Source organism: Pseudomonas sp., from assembly GCF_035512415.1.
Taxonomy (GTDB): domain Bacteria; phylum Pseudomonadota; class Gammaproteobacteria; order Pseudomonadales; family Pseudomonadaceae; genus Aquipseudomonas.
Genome location: NZ_DATKDZ010000009.1, coordinates 309,543 through 324,915, shown reverse-complemented (window position 1 = coordinate 324,915; position 15,373 = coordinate 309,543). Strand labels below are relative to the sequence as shown.

At 63.2% G+C, this 15,373-nt stretch carries 15 protein-coding genes; 14 read left to right on the top strand and 1 reads right to left on the bottom strand.

The window, feature by feature from the left end; all coding sequences use genetic code 11:
* Positions 1-15 precede the first annotated feature (15 nt).
* From phnD to VMP31_RS04945, 13 genes are all read left to right on the top strand, one after another.
* Positions 16-1,020 (top strand): phosphonate ABC transporter substrate-binding protein, encoded by a 1,005-nt coding sequence (phnD, locus tag VMP31_RS05005; protein WP_325504691.1) that lies wholly within the window; start codon positions 16-18, stop codon positions 1,018-1,020.
* Positions 1,021-1,086: 66 nt separating this feature from the next.
* A complete protein-coding gene (gene phnE / locus VMP31_RS05000) occupies positions 1,087-1,881 on the top strand; it encodes a phosphonate ABC transporter, permease protein PhnE (protein ID WP_325504689.1) in 795 nt (264 codons plus the stop codon).
* A gap of 36 nt (positions 1,882-1,917) precedes the next feature.
* A complete protein-coding gene (phnF, locus tag VMP31_RS04995; RefSeq protein ID WP_325504686.1) occupies positions 1,918-2,622 on the top strand; it encodes a phosphonate metabolism transcriptional regulator PhnF in 705 nt (234 codons plus the stop codon).
* A 40-nt stretch (positions 2,623-2,662) separates the two neighbouring features.
* On the top strand, positions 2,663-3,112 hold the full coding sequence (phnG, locus tag VMP31_RS04990; RefSeq protein WP_325504772.1) for a phosphonate C-P lyase system protein PhnG: 450 nt from the start codon (positions 2,663-2,665) through the stop codon (positions 3,110-3,112).
* Positions 3,112-3,723: a phosphonate C-P lyase system protein PhnH gene (gene phnH / locus VMP31_RS04985; protein ID WP_325504684.1), complete on the top strand. Its 612-nt coding sequence runs from the start codon at positions 3,112-3,114 to the stop codon at positions 3,721-3,723. Before phnG ends, phnH begins: the two co-directional genes overlap by 1 nt.
* Positions 3,723-4,814, top strand: a complete 1,092-nt coding sequence (locus VMP31_RS04980) for a carbon-phosphorus lyase complex subunit PhnI (RefSeq protein WP_325504682.1) — start codon at positions 3,723-3,725, stop codon at positions 4,812-4,814. The genes phnH and VMP31_RS04980 overlap by 1 nt, the downstream gene beginning before the upstream one ends.
* Positions 4,811-5,689, top strand: a complete 879-nt coding sequence (locus VMP31_RS04975; protein ID WP_325504680.1) for an alpha-D-ribose 1-methylphosphonate 5-phosphate C-P-lyase PhnJ — start codon at positions 4,811-4,813, stop codon at positions 5,687-5,689. Before VMP31_RS04980 ends, VMP31_RS04975 begins: the two co-directional genes overlap by 4 nt.
* A complete protein-coding gene (gene phnK, locus VMP31_RS04970) occupies positions 5,686-6,495 on the top strand; it encodes a phosphonate C-P lyase system protein PhnK (RefSeq protein ID WP_325504678.1) in 810 nt (269 codons plus the stop codon). Before VMP31_RS04975 ends, phnK begins: the two co-directional genes overlap by 4 nt.
* Before the next feature lie 132 nt (positions 6,496-6,627).
* Entirely contained in the window at positions 6,628-7,353 is a 726-nt protein-coding gene (gene phnL / locus VMP31_RS04965) for a phosphonate C-P lyase system protein PhnL (RefSeq protein WP_325504676.1), read from the top strand.
* Positions 7,343-8,488, top strand: coding sequence for an alpha-D-ribose 1-methylphosphonate 5-triphosphate diphosphatase (locus tag VMP31_RS04960; protein ID WP_325504674.1), 1,146 nt, complete (start codon positions 7,343-7,345; stop codon positions 8,486-8,488). The genes phnL and VMP31_RS04960 overlap by 11 nt, the downstream gene beginning before the upstream one ends.
* Positions 8,488-9,072, top strand: coding sequence for a phosphonate metabolism protein/1,5-bisphosphokinase (PRPP-forming) PhnN (phnN, locus tag VMP31_RS04955; RefSeq protein WP_325504672.1), 585 nt, complete (start codon positions 8,488-8,490; stop codon positions 9,070-9,072). Before VMP31_RS04960 ends, phnN begins: the two co-directional genes overlap by 1 nt.
* Entirely contained in the window at positions 9,063-9,812 is a 750-nt protein-coding gene (gene phnP, locus VMP31_RS04950; RefSeq protein ID WP_325504670.1) for a phosphonate metabolism protein PhnP, read from the top strand. The genes phnN and phnP overlap by 10 nt, the downstream gene beginning before the upstream one ends.
* Complete coding sequence (locus VMP31_RS04945) at positions 9,809-11,065, top strand: MFS transporter (RefSeq protein ID WP_325504668.1); 1,257 nt, start codon at positions 9,809-9,811, stop codon at positions 11,063-11,065. Before phnP ends, VMP31_RS04945 begins: the two co-directional genes overlap by 4 nt.
* A gap of 17 nt (positions 11,066-11,082) precedes the next feature.
* Here the strand turns inward: VMP31_RS04945 and VMP31_RS04940 are convergent, their stop codons facing one another.
* Positions 11,083-11,550 carry an Lrp/AsnC family transcriptional regulator gene (locus VMP31_RS04940; protein WP_325504666.1) on the bottom strand — a complete coding sequence of 156 codons (468 nt, stop codon included), beginning with the start codon at positions 11,548-11,550 and terminating at the stop codon, positions 11,083-11,085.
* 201 nt (positions 11,551-11,751) lie between these two features.
* Between VMP31_RS04940 and VMP31_RS04935 the strand changes: the two genes are divergently transcribed.
* Positions 11,752-15,219, top strand: a complete 3,468-nt coding sequence (locus tag VMP31_RS04935) for an indolepyruvate ferredoxin oxidoreductase family protein (protein ID WP_325504664.1) — start codon at positions 11,752-11,754, stop codon at positions 15,217-15,219.
* The last annotated feature ends 154 nt before the right edge of the window (positions 15,220-15,373 follow it).

Below are 15,373 nucleotides of genomic sequence, written 5' to 3'. Positions count from 1 at the left end.
CTAGGAGTGCTTTGCATGTTCAAACGTATCAGTCGCGTTCTCGTCGCGTCCACGCTGCTGGCCGGTTCGGTTCTGGGCACCGCCCAGGCCGCTGAGCAGGAAATCAATTTCGGCATCATCTCCACCGAGTCGTCGCAGAACCTGAAAACCATGTGGGACCCCTTTCTGGCGGACATGAGTCAGCAGACTGGGTTGAAGATCAAAGCCTTTTTCGCCCCTGACTACGCCGGGATCATCCAGGGCATGCGTTTCGACAAGGTCGACATGGCTTGGTACGGCAACAAAGCGGCGATGGAAGCGGTAGACCGTGCCGGTGGCCAGATCTTCGCCCAAACCGTCGCTGCCAATGGCGCTCAGGGCTACTACAGCCTGATGGTGGCGCACAAGGACAGCCCGATCAATTCGATCGAAGACATGCTGAAAAACGCCAAGACCCTGACCTTCGCCAACGGCGACCCGAACTCCACCTCGGGCTATCTGGTACCGGGCTATTACGTGTTCGCCCAGAACAACGCCGACGCCAACAAGATCTTCAAGCGTTCGCTCAACGGCAGCCATGAAGTCAACGCCCTGTCGGTAGCGAACAAGCAGGTCGATATCGGCACTTTCAACAGCGAAGGCATGGAGCGTCTGGAAGTGACCGCGCCGGACAAGGCTGCGCAGCTGAAAGTGATCTGGACTTCGCCACTGATCCCGTCCGACCCGATGGTTTGGCGCAAGAACCTTGATGACGCCACCAAGAACAAGCTGCGCGAGTTCTTTATGACCTACGGCGATAAGCCCGCCGAGCTGAAGGTGCTGGAAGGCCTGCAGTGGGCCAAGTTCAAGGCCTCCGATGACGATCAGCTGCTGCCGATCCGCCAGCTGGAACTGTTCAAGAAGCGCACTGAAGTCGCTAACAACGACAAGCTCAAGGCAGACGACAAGCAGGCTCAGCTCAAGGAGCTGGATGCCGAGCTGGCCAAGCTGGAAAAGCGCATGGCTGAAATCGCCAAGCAAAGCCCTGCCAGCGCGGGTTAATAGCTGCTCCCTGCCCGGCACACCTGCCGGGCAGGTTCTTTCTGCCGCTTGATTCGAGATGTTGTTATGACCACTTTGACCACCGCACCCACGCCCGACCTGACCGCCAAGCGTTCCTGGCTGCAGCTGATCGGCTGGGGGCTGTTCTTCGTTGTGTTGGCCTGGTCCTGGCAGGGCGCGGAGATGAATCCGCTGGCGCTGATCCGCGACTCCAGCAATATGGCGACCTTTGCCGCGGACTTCTTTCCGCCCGATTTCAGCAACTGGGAGCTGTACCTCAAGGAGATGATCGTCACCGTGCAGATCGCCCTGTGGGGCACGGTGCTGGCGATTGTTCTGGCTATCCCGCTGGGCATTCTCTGCTCGGAAAACATTGTGCCGTGGTGGGTCTACCAGCCGATCCGCCGAGTGATGGACGCCTGCCGTTCGATCAATGAAATGGTCTTCGCCATGCTCTTTGTGGTGGCGGTTGGCCTGGGCCCGTTTGCCGGGGTGCTGGCGCTGTTTATCGGCACCACCGGGGTGCTCGCCAAGCTCTTTGCCGAGGCGGTCGAGGCCATCGATCCAGGTCCAGTTGAAGGCGTGCGCGCCACCGGCGCCAGCGCGCTGCAGGAAGTCATCTACGGGGTGATTCCGCAGGTCCTGCCGCTGTGGATTTCCTACTCGCTGTACCGCTTCGAATCCAACGTGCGCTCGGCAACTGTCGTTGGCATGGTCGGCGCAGGTGGTATCGGGGTGATTCTCTGGGAAGCGATTCGCGGCTTTCAGTTCGCCCAGACCTGCGCCCTGCTGATCGTGATCATCCTGGTGGTCAGCCTGCTGGACATCATCTCGCAACGCCTGCGCAAGCAATTTATCTGACGGAGAGCGGGCATCTGCGGATGCCCTTTATTAGCCATGTACTTGTCTAGACAATCCGAGCCGCTGTACCGCGAACTGGCCGCAGTGCTGCGCGATGAGCTGCAGCGCATGAGCCCTGGCGATTACCTGCCGGCCGAGGTGCAGCTGGCCGCGCGCTTTGCAGTCAACCGCCACACCCTGCGCCGCGCGGTGGATGAACTGGTGCTCGAAGGCCGCCTGCTGCGTCAGCAGGGCAAGGGCACGCGGGTGCTGGCCAAGCCGCTGATCTACCCGATGCAGGCCGGCAGTGCCTACAGCGCCTCGCTCTCGGCGCTTGGTCACAAGGTCGAGGCGCAATTGCTGGAAAGCCGCCTGCGCCCGGCCGGTTGCGAGGAGCGCGAGTACCTGCAGCTGGCCAGTGGTGCGCAGCTGCTGGAACTGAGCACCTTGCGCCTGATCGAGGGCCAGCCGGTCAGCCTGATTCGTCATGCCTTCAGTACCGAACACACCGAGTTGCTCGCCGACTACCAGGGCGGCTCGCTGCGCCACTACCTCAGCCAGCGCGGCATGGCGCTGACTCGCACCTTCAGCCTGATCGGCGCACGCCTGCCCAGCCGTGAGGAGGCCGCGCGCCTGCTGATGCCCAGGCACGCACCTCTTCTTAGCGTGCAAACCCTTTCCCGTGATCTGGCCGGACGGCCGGTGGAGCTGTCGTTATCGACCAGCCGCGCCGACCGCTTCCAGTACCAGCTCGCCCTTTGATGGAGGCTTGTTGATGAACCGCGATAGACCGCACAGCGACATGCAGCACAGCGACCCGCAGATCGCCACCCGTCAGCGCTGGATGGGCGTGCTCGCCCGCGCCGGCAGCCAACTGGCGACCTATGAGTCGGCATTGAAGGAAGCCGAATACCGCCTGATTCGCGCCCCGGAAATCGGCATGACCCTGGTGCGTGGGCGCATGGGCGGCACCGGCAGCCCCTTCAACCTCGGCGAGATGAGCGTGACCCGCTGCGTGGTGCGCCTGGCCGATGGCCGCACCGGTTACAGCTATGTGAGCGGGCGCGACAAGCAGCACGCCGAACTGGCCGCCCTGGCCGACGCGCATTTGCAGGGGGCTGAGCAGCCGCATTGGCTGAGCCGGCTGATCGAACCCCTGGCGGCAGTGCAACAGGCCCAACAGGCGGCCAAGGCCGCAGAAACCGCAACCACCCAGGTGGAATTCTTCACCCTGGTCCGAGGAGAAGATTGATGCACGCGGCAAATAGCTCTCACTGGCTGCAACCAGCTTTCAATGATCCGGTACTGGACGCGCAGACCAGTTTCCGCAGCGCCCTCAAGGCCCTGGCCGAGCCTGGCCTGGTGCAGCCATTGAACCGCGCCCTGGCCCTGGAAAATCTGCATCCGGCGACCTACGCCCTGTGCCTGGCGTTTCTCGATGGCGACACGCCGTTATGGCTGGCACCGCGTTTCGACACCCCGGCGATCCGCGCCAACCTGGCGTTCCACTGTGGCTGCCCGATTGTCGATGAACGCGAGCTGGCGCTGTTTGCCCTGCTCGATGAAAGCGAGCTGACGGATCTGTCGGACTTTGACAATGGCAGCGAGCGTTACCCGGATCAGTCCTGCACCCTGCTGATCCAGCTCGATGCTCTCTGCAATGGCACACCTCTGCGCTGGCGTGGGCCGGGGATCAAGGATGTGCGTTGCGTCGAGCTGCCACTGCCGGTGGCGTTCTGGCAGCAGCGCCAGGCGCGCAGTGCCTTTCCCCGTGGCCTGGATGCCTTCTTCGCCGCCGGCGATCAGGTGATCGGCCTGCCGCGCAGCACCCGTGTGCTGCTGAATGCCGAGGAGGCAGCCTGATGTACGTCGCCGTCAAAGGTGGCGAGCGCGCCATCGACAATGCCCATTTGCTGCTGGCCAAGAAGCGCCGTGGCGATACCGCGATTCCCGAACTCAGCGTCGAGCAGGTGCGCGAGCAGATGCCGCTGGCGGTGGCCAGGGTGATGAGCGAAGGCTCGCTGTACGACCCGCAGCTGGCTGCGCTGGCAATCAAGCAGGCGGCCGGCGACCTGATGGAGGCGATCTTTCTGCTGCGCGCCTACCGCACCACGCTGCCGCGTTTCGCTGCCAGCGCCGCGCTGGACACCACGCAGATGCAGCTGACTCGGCGCATCTCGGCCACCTTCAAAGACCTGCCCGGCGGCCAGTTGCTCGGCCCGACCTTCGACTACAGCCACCGTCTGCTGGACTTCGCGTTGCTGGCCGAGGGCGAACAGCCAGGGCCACAGGTCGACCCGCAGGCTGAGTTGTCGCCGTGCCCACGGGTGCTGGATTTTCTCGCCGAAGAAGGCCTGATGGCCCGTGAAGTCGATGACGGTGCCGCCGTGCCGGATATCACCCGCGAGCCGCTGGACTTCCCCGCGAGCCGCGCCCAGCGCCTGCAGGCCCTGGCCCGAGGCGATGAAGGCTTCCTGCTGGCGCTGGGTTACTCCACTCAGCGCGGCTATGGGCGCAATCATCCCTTTGCCGGGGAGATTCGCATCGGCGAGGTCGAGGTCTGGCTGGAGCCGGAAGAGCTCGGCTTTGCCGTGCCGCTGGGCGCTATCGAGGTGACCGAGTGCGAGATGGTCAACCAGTTCGTCGGTGATGCGCCTGAGCAGGCGCAATTTACCCGCGGTTACGGCCTGGCCTTCGGCTATGCCGAGCGCAAGGCCATGGGCATGGCCCTGGTCGACCGCTCGCTGCGCGCTGCCGAATACGCTGAGGAAGTGCAGGGCCCGGCGCAGCAGGAAGAGTTCGTGCTGATGCACTGCGACAACGTCGAGGCCGCGGGCTTCGTCTCGCACCTGAAATTGCCGCACTACGTCGACTTCCAATCCGAGCTGGAGCTGATCCGCAAACTGCGCAAGCAGACGTGCGAGCAGCCAGCCGCCGAGGAGCAACGCGCATGAATGCCCAAAGCCAGATCACTCGCGCCCCGGAAGCCGGGTACAACTTTGCTTATCTGGACGAGCAAACCAAACGCATGATCCGCCGTGGCCTGCTCAAGGCCGTGGCGATTCCCGGTTATCAGGTGCCGTTCGGTGGCCGCGAGATGCCACTGCCCTATGGCTGGGGCACCGGCGGTATGCAACTGACCGCGGCGATTCTCGGTGCCGAGGATGTGCTTAAGGTGATCGACCAGGGCGCGGATGACACCACCAACGCGGTGTCGATCCGCCGCTTCTTCGCCCGCACCGCTGGGGTCAAAACCACCACGCGCACCCCCGAGGCGACGGTGATCCAGACCCGCCACCGTATCCCGGAAACCGCACTGCGCAATGATCAGATCATGGTTTACCAGGTGCCGATCCCCGAGCCGCTGCGCTTTATCGAACCCTCGGAAACCGAGACCCGCACCATGCATGCGCTAGAGGATTACGGCGTGATGCACGTAAAGCTGTACGAGGACATCGCCACCTTCGGCCATATCGCCACCAGCTACGCCTACCCGGTGACGGTCGATGAGCGCTACGTGATGGACCCCTCGCCGATTCCCAAATTCGACAACCCCAAACTGCATATGAGTCCGGCGCTGATGCTCTTTGGCGCCGGCCGCGAGAAGCGCCTGTATGCCGTGCCGCCGTTCACCCGGGTGGTGAGTCTGGACTTCGAGGATCACCCGTTCGAGGTCCAGCGTTGGGATGAATGCTGCGACTTTTGCGGTAGCCGCGACTCCTATCTGGACGAGCTGATCGTCGACGATGCCGGCAGCAAGCGTTTCGTCTGCTCCGATACCGATTACTGCATGCAACGCCAGGACATTGAACAGGAGGGCGAGCAATGAGTGCTGCCGAAAAGTTGCAGCTGCATAGCGAAACCGCTCAGCCGCTATTCAGCGTGCGCGATCTGACCCGCCTGTACGGCCTGGAGAAGGGCTGCCAGGGCGTGTCGTTCGATCTGTATCCGGGCGAAGTGCTGGGTATCGTCGGCGAGTCCGGGTCGGGCAAGTCGACCCTGCTCAGCCTGCTGTCAGGGCGCTGCCCGCCGGATCGCGGTTCAGTCAGTTATCGCGATACGGCCGGCAACTGGCTCGATCTATACAGCGCCAGCGAGGCGCAGCGGCGCACGCTGCTGCGCACCGAGTGGGGCTTTGTCGAGCAGAATCCACGTGACGGCCTGCGTATGGGTGTGTCGGCCGGGGCGAATATCGGCGAGCGGCTGATGGCCCAGGGCGTGCGCCATTACGGCGAGCTGCGCGCGGCCGGCATCGACTGGCTGCAACAGGTGGAGATTGATCCGCTGCGCATCGACGACCTGCCGCGCACCTTCTCCGGCGGCATGCAGCAGCGCTTGCAGATCGCCCGCAATCTGGTCTCCAGCCCACGGCTGATCTTTATGGACGAACCCACCGGCGGCCTCGATGTGTCGGTGCAGGCGCGCCTGCTCGACCTGCTGCGCGGCTTGGTGCGCGAGCTGGACCTGGCGGTGGTGATCGTCACCCACGACTTGGCCGTGGCGCGCTTGCTGGCGGATCGACTGATGGTGATGCGCCGCTCCCATGTGGTCGAGGCCGGCCTGACCGATCAGATTCTCGATGACCCGCAGCATCCCTATTCGCAGCTTTTGGTGTCGTCGGTGTTGCAACCCTGACGCTGGGTAGGGTGGATGACGCTGTTTTCATCCACCAACGTGTCGCCATCGGTGGATGGATAAAGCGCCATCCACCCTACGAAACGACTTTCGCGCCGGATCGAATCCGGTCGTACGTGGTTCGAGGTTTATATGAACAACCTGATCGAGGTCTCCGGCCTCAGCAAGACCTTCACCCTGCATCAGCAGCACGGCGTGGTGCTGAATGTGTTGAGCGGGCTGCATTTCAGCGTGCGCGCCGGCGAGTGCCTGGTGCTGCACGGCCAATCCGGTGCCGGCAAGTCGACCTTGCTGCGCACCCTGTACGGCAACTATCTGGCCGCCGGCGGCAGCATTCGTGTGTTGCATAACGGCGAATGGGTCGAGCTGGTTGGCGCAGAACCGCGTCAGGTGCTGGCGGTACGCCGACAGACCCTGGGCTATGTCAGCCAGTTTCTGCGGGTGATTCCTCGGGTCGCCACCCTGGATGTGGTGATGGAACCGGCCCTGGCCCGTGGCCTTCGCCGCGCCGATGCCGAAGCGCGGGCCAAGAGTCTGCTAAGCCGCCTGAATATCCCCCAGGCCCTGTGGCAGCTGGCCCCAGGCACCTTCTCCGGCGGCGAGCAGCAGCGGGTGAATATCGCCCGCGGCTTTATGGTCGCCTGGCCGCTGATGCTGCTGGATGAACCCACTGCCTCGCTGGACGACGCCAATCGCCAGGTGGTGCTGGAGCTGATCGCTGAAGCCAAGGCTGCCGGCAGCGCGCTGATAGGCATCTTCCACGACCGCGCCGCCCGCGAGGCGGTGGCCGACCGTTACCTTGATATGAGCCAGGACATGAGCGCTGCGGCGCAACAGGAGTACATCTATGCCGGTTGAGCAGATTTTTACCAACGCGCGGATCGTCACCGCCGAGCAGGAGTTTGTCGGCACCCTGGTGCTGCGCGATGGTCTGATTGCCCAGGTGGAAGAGGGCGTCAGCGGCTTGTCCCAGGCGCAGAACCTGGGCGGCGATTACCTGCTGCCTGGCCTGGTCGAGCTGCACACCGACAACCTGGAAAAATATATGAGCCCACGGCCGGGAGTGGATTGGCCATCGGCATCGGCAGTGCTGACCCATGATGCGCAGATCGCCTCGGCCGGTATCACCACGGTGTTCGATGCCCTGGCGATTGGCGACGTCAACCCGCGCGGTAAGCGTATGCAGCAACTGCCGGCCATGCTTGAAGCCATCGCCGCGGCGGCTGAGGCGGGGCATATGCGTGCCGATCACCGCCTGCACTTGCGCTGCGAGGTGTGCCACCCGGATACCCTGGCGGTGTTTCGCGATCTGGTGGAGCACCCGCGGGTAGCGCTGGTGTCGGTGATGGACCACGCGCCGGGCCAGCGCCAGTTCGCCAAGGAAGACAAATACCGCGAGTACTACATGGGCAAGTACCACCTCAGCGAGGCGGAGATGAATGCCTTTATCGTGGAGCAGGTGGACAACTCGCGGCAGTACAGCGACCGTCAGCGCCGCAGCATTGTTGCCGACTGCCAGGCCCGTGGCATTTCCGTGGCCAGCCACGACGACGCGACCCTGGCCCATGTGCAGGAGTCGGCCGGTTTCGGCATGTCCATTGCCGAATTTCCCACCACCCTGGAGGCGGCCAAGGCCAGCCACGAGCTGGGCCTTAAGGTGCTGATGGGCGCGCCGAATATCGTGCGCGGCGGTTCGCATTCGGGCAATATCGCCGCCGCCGAACTAGCCCGGCATGGCGTGCTGGATATCCTCTCCAGCGACTATTACCCATCCAGCCTGTTGCAGGCTGCTTTGCTGCTGGCCGGGCAGGATAACGGCTATGATCTGCCGCGAGCGATTGCCACCGTCAGCCGCGTGCCGGCACAGGCGGCAGGGCTGCATGATCGCGGCGAAATCCGCGTCGGCCTGCGTGCCGACCTGGTGCAGGCGCAGGTGCATGCGGGCCAGGCGGTGATCCAGCAAGTCTGGCGACAAGCGAAAAGGGTGTTCTGATGAGCGGCCGGTTGATCTATCTGATGGGGCCTTCGGGCTCGGGCAAGGACAGCCTGTTGAATGCCGCGCGCGCGCGCCTGGCCGAACGAAATTGTGTGATCGCCCGGCGGGTCATCACCCGCTCGGCGGAAGCGGTGGGTGAGGACGCCATCGGTGTTGCGCCGGCCGAGTTCGACCAGCAGGAAGCCGCTAGCGCCTTTGCCCTGAGCTGGCGCGCCAACGGCCTGGCCTATGGCATCCCACGGCAGATCGACGACTGGTTAGCGGCGGGGCAGGATGTGCTGGTCAATGGATCGCGCGGGCATCTAGCTCAGGCGCGGCAACGCTATCCCGAGCTGCTGGCGATCCTGCTGCAGGTGGATGAAGCGGCCTTGCGTCAGCGCCTGCAAGCACGCGGCCGGGAAAGCGCCGAGCAGATTGAGGCCCGCCTGGCGCGCAGCCGCGAACTGCAACTTCCTTTTGCCCCGGTGGCAGGGGATAGCGACGAAGGCGAATCGCAATACCTGCTAAATAACTCCGGCCCCTTAGAACAATCCGTCACCCAGTTGCTGCAACTGCTTAGCGATGCGCGCGCATGCGCCTGACCCTGCTCGGCACCGGCGATGCGCGCCAGGTGCCGGTCTACAACTGCAACTGTCCGGCCTGCGCCAGCGCGCGGGTTTACCCAGCGCGGCGTCGTGGGCCGTGTTGCGCCCTGATCGAATGCGGCGCGCAGCGCTGGCTGATTGACTCGGGCCTGACCGATCTGTGCGAGCGCTTCCCGCCCCATAGCCTGAGCGGCATTCTGCAAACCCATTACCACGCCGATCATGCCCAGGGTTTGCTGCACCTGCGCTGGGGCCAGGGGCTGATTATTCCGGTGCATGGCCCGGATGACCCGGAAGGCCTGGCCGACCTGTACAAGCACCCCGGCATTCTCGATTTCAGCCAACCGTTTGCCGCCTTTGAGCGGCGGCAGCTAGGTGAGCTAAGCGTCACGGCGCTGCCGCTTAATCACTCCAAGCTGACCTTTGGCTATCTGCTGGAGGGCGATGGCAGACGTATTGCTTACCTCACCGATACCCTCGGCGTGCCGGACGCCAGTGCCGAGGTGCTGCGCCAGCAGCCGCTGGATCTGCTGGTGCTGGATTGCTCCACCGCGCCGCAGCCCATCGCCCCGCGCAATCACAACGACCTGACCCGCGCGCTGGAGGTGGTCGAGCAGCTGCAACCAAGGCAAACCGTGCTGACCCATATCGGCCACAGCTTCGACGCCTGGCTGCTGGAACACCCCGATGCCTTGCCTGCGGGGGTTAGCCTGGCCTTTGATGGGCGAGTGTTATGAATGCCTGTCGCGTGACGCTGCTGCTATGCGGCGCGGAAACCCTGGGCATGGCTGGCTTTGCTCTGTTTGCTGCCTTGTTGCCGGATTTTCAGGCGCTGTGGGGGCTGAGTAATACCGAGGCGGGCTGGATCGGTGGCGGGTTCTTTCTGGGCTATATGGTTGCGGTGCCGATCCTTACCGGGCTGACCGACAAATACGATGCGCGGCTGATCTACCTGGCGGCGATGCTGCTGACTGCCGTGGCCAATGCCGGCTTTGTCTTCGCCGATGGTTTCTGGTCGGCTCTGGCCTGGAGGGTGCTGGCGGGCGTTGGCTTGGCGGGCACCTATATGCCGGGGCTCAAGGCGCTGTCCGAACGCATCGAAGGGCCGGCGCAGTCGCGTGCGGTGGCCTTCTATACGGCGAGCTTTGGCTTGGGCACGGCGCTGTCCTTCATTCTCGCTGGCGAGCTGGCCAAGTTTGGCGGCTGGCAGCTACCGACCCTGCTCAGCGGCCTCTGCGCCTTGCTGGCCTGGGTCATGGTCTATTGGGGTTTGCAGCCCAAGGCGGTGGTGCAGCATGCGCCGCGCAAACTGCTGGACCTAGCCCCGCTGAAAAACCGCGCGGTTGCCGCCTACTGCCTGGCCTATGCGGTGCATAACCTTGAGCTGTTTGCCCTGCGCGCCTGGGTGGTGGCTTTTGTGGTGTTTTCCGGGCAATTACAGGGCGGCGATCCCTGGCTGTCCGGCACCTGGGTGGCGATGCTGGTGACCCTGATCGGTATGCCTGCGAGCATCTTCGGCAACGAGCTGGCGCTGCGTTTCGGTCGGCAGCGCTGGTTGATCGCGGTGATGCTCAGCTCAACAGCATTGGCGCTGTTTATCGGCCTAAGTGCGGCCTTGCCGTTCTGGCTGATGCTGGTGCTGGTGCTGCTCTACAGCATCACCGTGACCGCTGATTCGTCCTCCCTGACGGCTGGCCTGATCGCCGTGGCTCCGGCCAGCCATCGTGGCGCGGCCATGGCGCTGTATTCCTGCACCGGCTTTAGCGGTGCCTTCCTCGGTCCGCTGCTGTTTGGCATCAGCCTGGATCTATTGGGCGACAAGAGCCTGCTCGGCTGGTGGGCGGCGTTTGCCCTGATGGGCTTGCTACTGCTGCTAGGGCCGCTGGCGCTGTGGTGGGCGGGTACAAACCGGGTAGGGTGCGCTGCGCGCACCGAGGATAAGGAGATTTTGGTGCGCACAGCGCACCCTACGGGCCAGCGGTCGCCATAGACAGGCTCTTCGCGGGTTCAATCCAGCGGCAATTCGGTGGTGCGTTTGACCTCGCTCATGGCGATATGCGAGTGGGCTTCCTGCACATGGGGGCGTTGCAGCAGGTGGTCGCGCAGAAAGCGTTCGTAACTGGCGATGTCCTTGGCCACCACCTTGAGCAGGTAATCCGAGCCGCCGGCCATGGTGTAGCACTCCAGCACCTCGGGGTAACCGACTACCGCCTGTTCGAATTCTTCCAGGTTCTTGCGGCCATGGGCCGACAGCTTGATATCGACAAACACGGTCATGCTCAGGCCCAGCAACTGGGGGTTGAGCAGGGCAACCTTGCGCTCGATCAGGCCTTCCTCCTGCATGCGGTTAATCCGCCGCCAGCAGGGCGATTGTGACAATTCCACCTTCTCGGCGATCTCGGCGGCGGAGAGGTCGGCGTCATGCTGCAGCAGGCGAAGAATCTTGCGGTCGATAGGGCTTAGTTTTTCCTGCATGAATGTTCCTGATTTCTTGTATTTATTGGATAGGTCATGCGAAGTATTGGCTTTTTTCTGCCTATTTAGAAAGAAAAAAGCGGCACTGCTCAGTCATATTTTTAGCCAGTCGTTGCGCCCGGTGATCCCGGACGAAACAGAACCCGGTTGGCATTCACCGTTGTCAGCCTTGCTCTCCATAAAAATAAAAGGAGCGAACGCATGTCTCTGGCCGAGATCCGCCTGGATGACAAGTACCGCCTTGCCACTGGTCATCTATACCTCACAGGCACCCAGGCGCTGACCCGCCTGCCGATGCTGCAAAAGCAACGCGACGCCGCCCATGGTCTGAATACCGCGTGCTTTATTTCCGGCTACCGTGGCTCGCCTTTGGGCAACCTCGACAAGAGCCTGTGGGACGCCAAGCAGTACCTCAAAGAAAACCACATCCACTTCCAGCCGGGCGTCAACGAAGAGTTGGCCGCCACCTCGGTGTGGGGCAGCCAGCAGACCAGCCTGTTCCCCGGGGCGCGCTACGACGGTGTGTTTGCCATGTGGTACGGCAAAGGCCCGGGTGTGGACCGTTGCGGCGATGTGTTCAAGCACGGCAACTCGGCCGGCGTTTCCGAGCATGGCGGCGTGCTGCTGCTGGCCGGCGACGACCATGGCTGCAAATCCTCAAGCATCGCCAATCAGAGCGAGCATGCGTTTATCGCTGCCTCGATTCCGGTGCTCAATCCGGCCAACGTTCAGGAAATTCTCGATTACGGCATCATCGGCTGGGAGCTGTCGCGCTACAGCGGTTGCTGGGTGGCGCTGAAAACCATCGCCGAAAACGTCGATTCCTCCGCCGTGGTGGATGTTGATCCGCTGCGTATGCAGGTGAAGATTCCCGAGGACTTCCAGCTGCCGGAAGACGGCGTGTATATCCGCTGGCCGGACCCGCCCCTGGCTCAGGAAGCGCGCCTTAACACCTACAAGATTTACGCCGCCCGCGCCTTTGCCCTGGCCAACAACCTCAACCAGATTAAGCTCGATTCGCCCAATCCGCGCCTGGGCATTATCACCACCGGCAAGTCCTATCTGGACGTGCGCCAGGCCCTGGATGACCTCGGCCTGGATGAAGCGCTGTGCGCCCAGGTGGGCCTGCGTGTGCTCAAGGTCGGCATGAGCTGGCCGCTAGAACCGGTATCGGTGCATGAGTTCGCCGAAGGCCTGGACGAGATTCTGGTGGTCGAGGAAAAGCGCAGCATCATCGAAGACCAGCTCACCGGCCAGCTCTATAACTGGCCCGTGGGCAAACGCCCGGTGGTGGTCGGCGAGTTCGATGAGGCCGGCCATTCGCTTCTGCCGAACCTGTCCGAACTAACCCCAGCGATGATCGCCCGTGCCATCGCCAAGCGCCTTGCGCCGATCTACAGCAGCGCCAGCATCGACGAGCGTTTGGCCTTCCTGGCGGCCAAGGAAGCATCGCTGGCCGCGCCCAAGCACACCACCGTACGCACCCCGCATTTCTGCTCCGGCTGCCCGCACAACACCTCGACCAAACTGCCGGAAGGCAGCCGCGCCCAGGGCGGCATTGGTTGCCACTACATGACCCAGTGGATGGACCGCAATACCGACACCTTTACCCAGATGGGCGGCGAGGGCGCGACCTGGATCGGCCAGGCGCCGTTTACCGACACCCCGCATATCTTCCAGAACCTCGGTGATGGCACCTACTTCCACTCCGGTCAGCTGGCGCTGCGTGCGTCCGTGGCCGCCGGGGTGAATATCACCTACAAAATTCTCTACAACGACGCCGTGGCCATGACCGGCGGCCAGCCCATCGACGGCGAACTGCGCGTCGATCAACTGAGCCAGCAGGTGTATGCCGAAGGGGTGAAACGTATCGCCCTGGTTACCGACGAGCCGGATAAGTACCCGACGCGCAACACCTTCGCGCCCATCGTCACCTTCCACCATCGCCGCGACCTGGATGCCGTGCAGCGTGAGCTGCGCGAGTTCAAGGGCTGCTCAGTGATCATCTATGACCAGACCTGCGCCACCGAGAAACGCCGTCGGCGCAAGCGCGGCAAGCTGGTTGATCCGCAGAAGCGTGCCTTTATCAACCCGGCCGTGTGTGAGGGTTGTGGCGATTGCAGCGTCAAATCCAACTGCCTGTCGGTGCTGCCGCTGGAAACCGAACTGGGGCGCAAGCGCGAGATTGACCAGAACTCCTGCAACAAGGATTTCAGCTGCGTTGAAGGCTTCTGCCCAAGCTTCGTCACCGTGCACGGCGGCAGCCTGCGCAAACCCACGGCCGTCGGCCTGGGTGCGCTATTTATCGCCTTGCCGGAACCGCGCCAACCGGCGCTGGATCGTCCCTGGAATATCCTCCTGCCGGGTGTCGGCGGCAGCGGCGTCACCACAGTCGGCGCGTTGCTCGGCATGGCTGCGCATATCGAAGGCAAGGGCTGCAGCGTGCTCGATCAGGCTGGCCTGGCGCAGAAGTTCGGCCCGGTAATTACCCATATCCGTGTCGCCGCCAAGCAGGACGACATCTTCGCCGTGCGCATCGCCGCCGGGGAAACCGACCTGCTGCTGGGCTGCGATCTGGTGGTTTCGGCCAGCGAAGAGGCCCTGGCCAAGCTGAATGACAAGATCGCCCATGCGGTGGTCAACAGCCATGAAGCGGCCACCGCCGAATTCACCCGCAATCCCGATGCTCAGGTGCCCGGCGCGGCCATGCGCGAGGCGCTGATCGAAGCGGTGGGCGCGAGCAAAACCCACTTTGTCGATGCCAGCCGCCTGGCCACTCGCCTGCTTGGCGACAGCATCGCGACCAACCTGTTTATGCTCGGTTTCGCTTACCAGAAAGGTCTGGTGCCGGTGTCCGCCGAAGCCATCAACAAGGCCATCGAGCTTAACGGCGTGGCCGTGCAGCTCAATCAGCAGGCATTCCTCTGGGGCCGTCGCGCGGCCCATGATGCGGTCGCCGTAGAGCGCCTGGCCAAGCCTGAAGTGATCGAAGCGCCGCATTGCCAGACCCTGGAAGAAATCATCGCCGACCGAGTGGTGCGCCTGACTGCCTACCAGAACGCCGCCTACGCCGAGCGCTATCGCGAGCAGGTGGCGCGGGTGCAGCAGGTTGACAAGAGCGCTGACCAAGCGCTGAGCAAGGCCGTGGCGCGTTACTACTTCAAACTCCTGGCCTACAAGGACGAGTACGAAGTGGCGCGGCTGTACAGCGACGGCAGCTTTATCCGTCAGCTGGAGGCGCAGTTCAGCGGCGACTACCGCCTGGAGTTCCACCTAGCACCGTCCTGGCTGAGCAAGCCGGACGCCAGCACCGGCGAGCCACGCAAGCGTCAATTCGGCGCCTGGATGCTCAAGGCTTTCGGCGTGCTGGCCAAGTTCAAGTTTCTGCGCGGCACACCGCTGGACCTGTTCGGCTACAGCGCCGAGCGCAAACTGGAGCTGGAGCTGATCGACGACTACGAGCAGAACCTGGAGTACCTGCTCAAGGAACTCAACGCCGACAACTACCGCACCGCGCTGGCCCTGGCCGAGTTGCCGGAGCAGATCCGCGGCTATGGCCACGTCAAGGAACGCAGCCTGGCCAAGGTGCGCGAGCAGAGCAGCCAGCTCAAGGCGCGCATGCTGGTCAGCGAAATCCAGGCCGTGCAGTTGTTCGAGCCGGCCGCCTGACAGGCAGCGTGAAAACTACTGCGCTCGGTGATGCTGCGTTAAAAACAGGCTAAAAGTGCTCATTTACAGTCGTAAACTCCGCTTTTTAGCCTGTTTTTGCCTTGCCTGACCTTCGCTCGCTACGTTTTCACACCGCCTGTGCCCCTCTTTATTT

What these genes read in the sequence shown, in the direction of transcription:
- phnP (WP_325504670.1), top strand. Translation starts at nt 9,063, where the DNA reads ATGCGCCTGACCCTGCTCGGCACCGGCGATGCGCGCCAGGTGCCGGTC.
- VMP31_RS04960 (WP_325504674.1), top strand. Translation starts at nt 7,343, where the DNA reads ATGCCGGTTGAGCAGATTTTTACCAACGCGCGGATCGTCACCGCCGAG.
- VMP31_RS04945 (WP_325504668.1), top strand. Translation starts at nt 9,809, where the DNA reads ATGAATGCCTGTCGCGTGACGCTGCTGCTATGCGGCGCGGAAACCCTG.
- phnF (WP_325504686.1), top strand. Translation starts at nt 1,918, where the DNA reads ATGTACTTGTCTAGACAATCCGAGCCGCTGTACCGCGAACTGGCCGCA.
- phnK (WP_325504678.1), top strand. Translation starts at nt 5,686, where the DNA reads ATGAGTGCTGCCGAAAAGTTGCAGCTGCATAGCGAAACCGCTCAGCCG.
- VMP31_RS04940 (WP_325504666.1), bottom strand. Translation starts at nt 11,550, where the DNA reads ATGCAGGAAAAACTAAGCCCTATCGACCGCAAGATTCTTCGCCTGCTG.
- VMP31_RS04935 (WP_325504664.1), top strand. Translation starts at nt 11,752, where the DNA reads ATGTCTCTGGCCGAGATCCGCCTGGATGACAAGTACCGCCTTGCCACT.
- phnG (WP_325504772.1), top strand. Translation starts at nt 2,663, where the DNA reads ATGCAGCACAGCGACCCGCAGATCGCCACCCGTCAGCGCTGGATGGGC.
- phnD (WP_325504691.1), top strand. Translation starts at nt 16, where the DNA reads ATGTTCAAACGTATCAGTCGCGTTCTCGTCGCGTCCACGCTGCTGGCC.
- phnL (WP_325504676.1), top strand. Translation starts at nt 6,628, where the DNA reads ATGAACAACCTGATCGAGGTCTCCGGCCTCAGCAAGACCTTCACCCTG.
- phnE (WP_325504689.1), top strand. Translation starts at nt 1,087, where the DNA reads ATGACCACTTTGACCACCGCACCCACGCCCGACCTGACCGCCAAGCGT.
- phnH (WP_325504684.1), top strand. Translation starts at nt 3,112, where the DNA reads ATGCACGCGGCAAATAGCTCTCACTGGCTGCAACCAGCTTTCAATGAT.
- VMP31_RS04975 (WP_325504680.1), top strand. Translation starts at nt 4,811, where the DNA reads ATGAATGCCCAAAGCCAGATCACTCGCGCCCCGGAAGCCGGGTACAAC.
- phnN (WP_325504672.1), top strand. Translation starts at nt 8,488, where the DNA reads ATGAGCGGCCGGTTGATCTATCTGATGGGGCCTTCGGGCTCGGGCAAG.
- VMP31_RS04980 (WP_325504682.1), top strand. Translation starts at nt 3,723, where the DNA reads ATGTACGTCGCCGTCAAAGGTGGCGAGCGCGCCATCGACAATGCCCAT.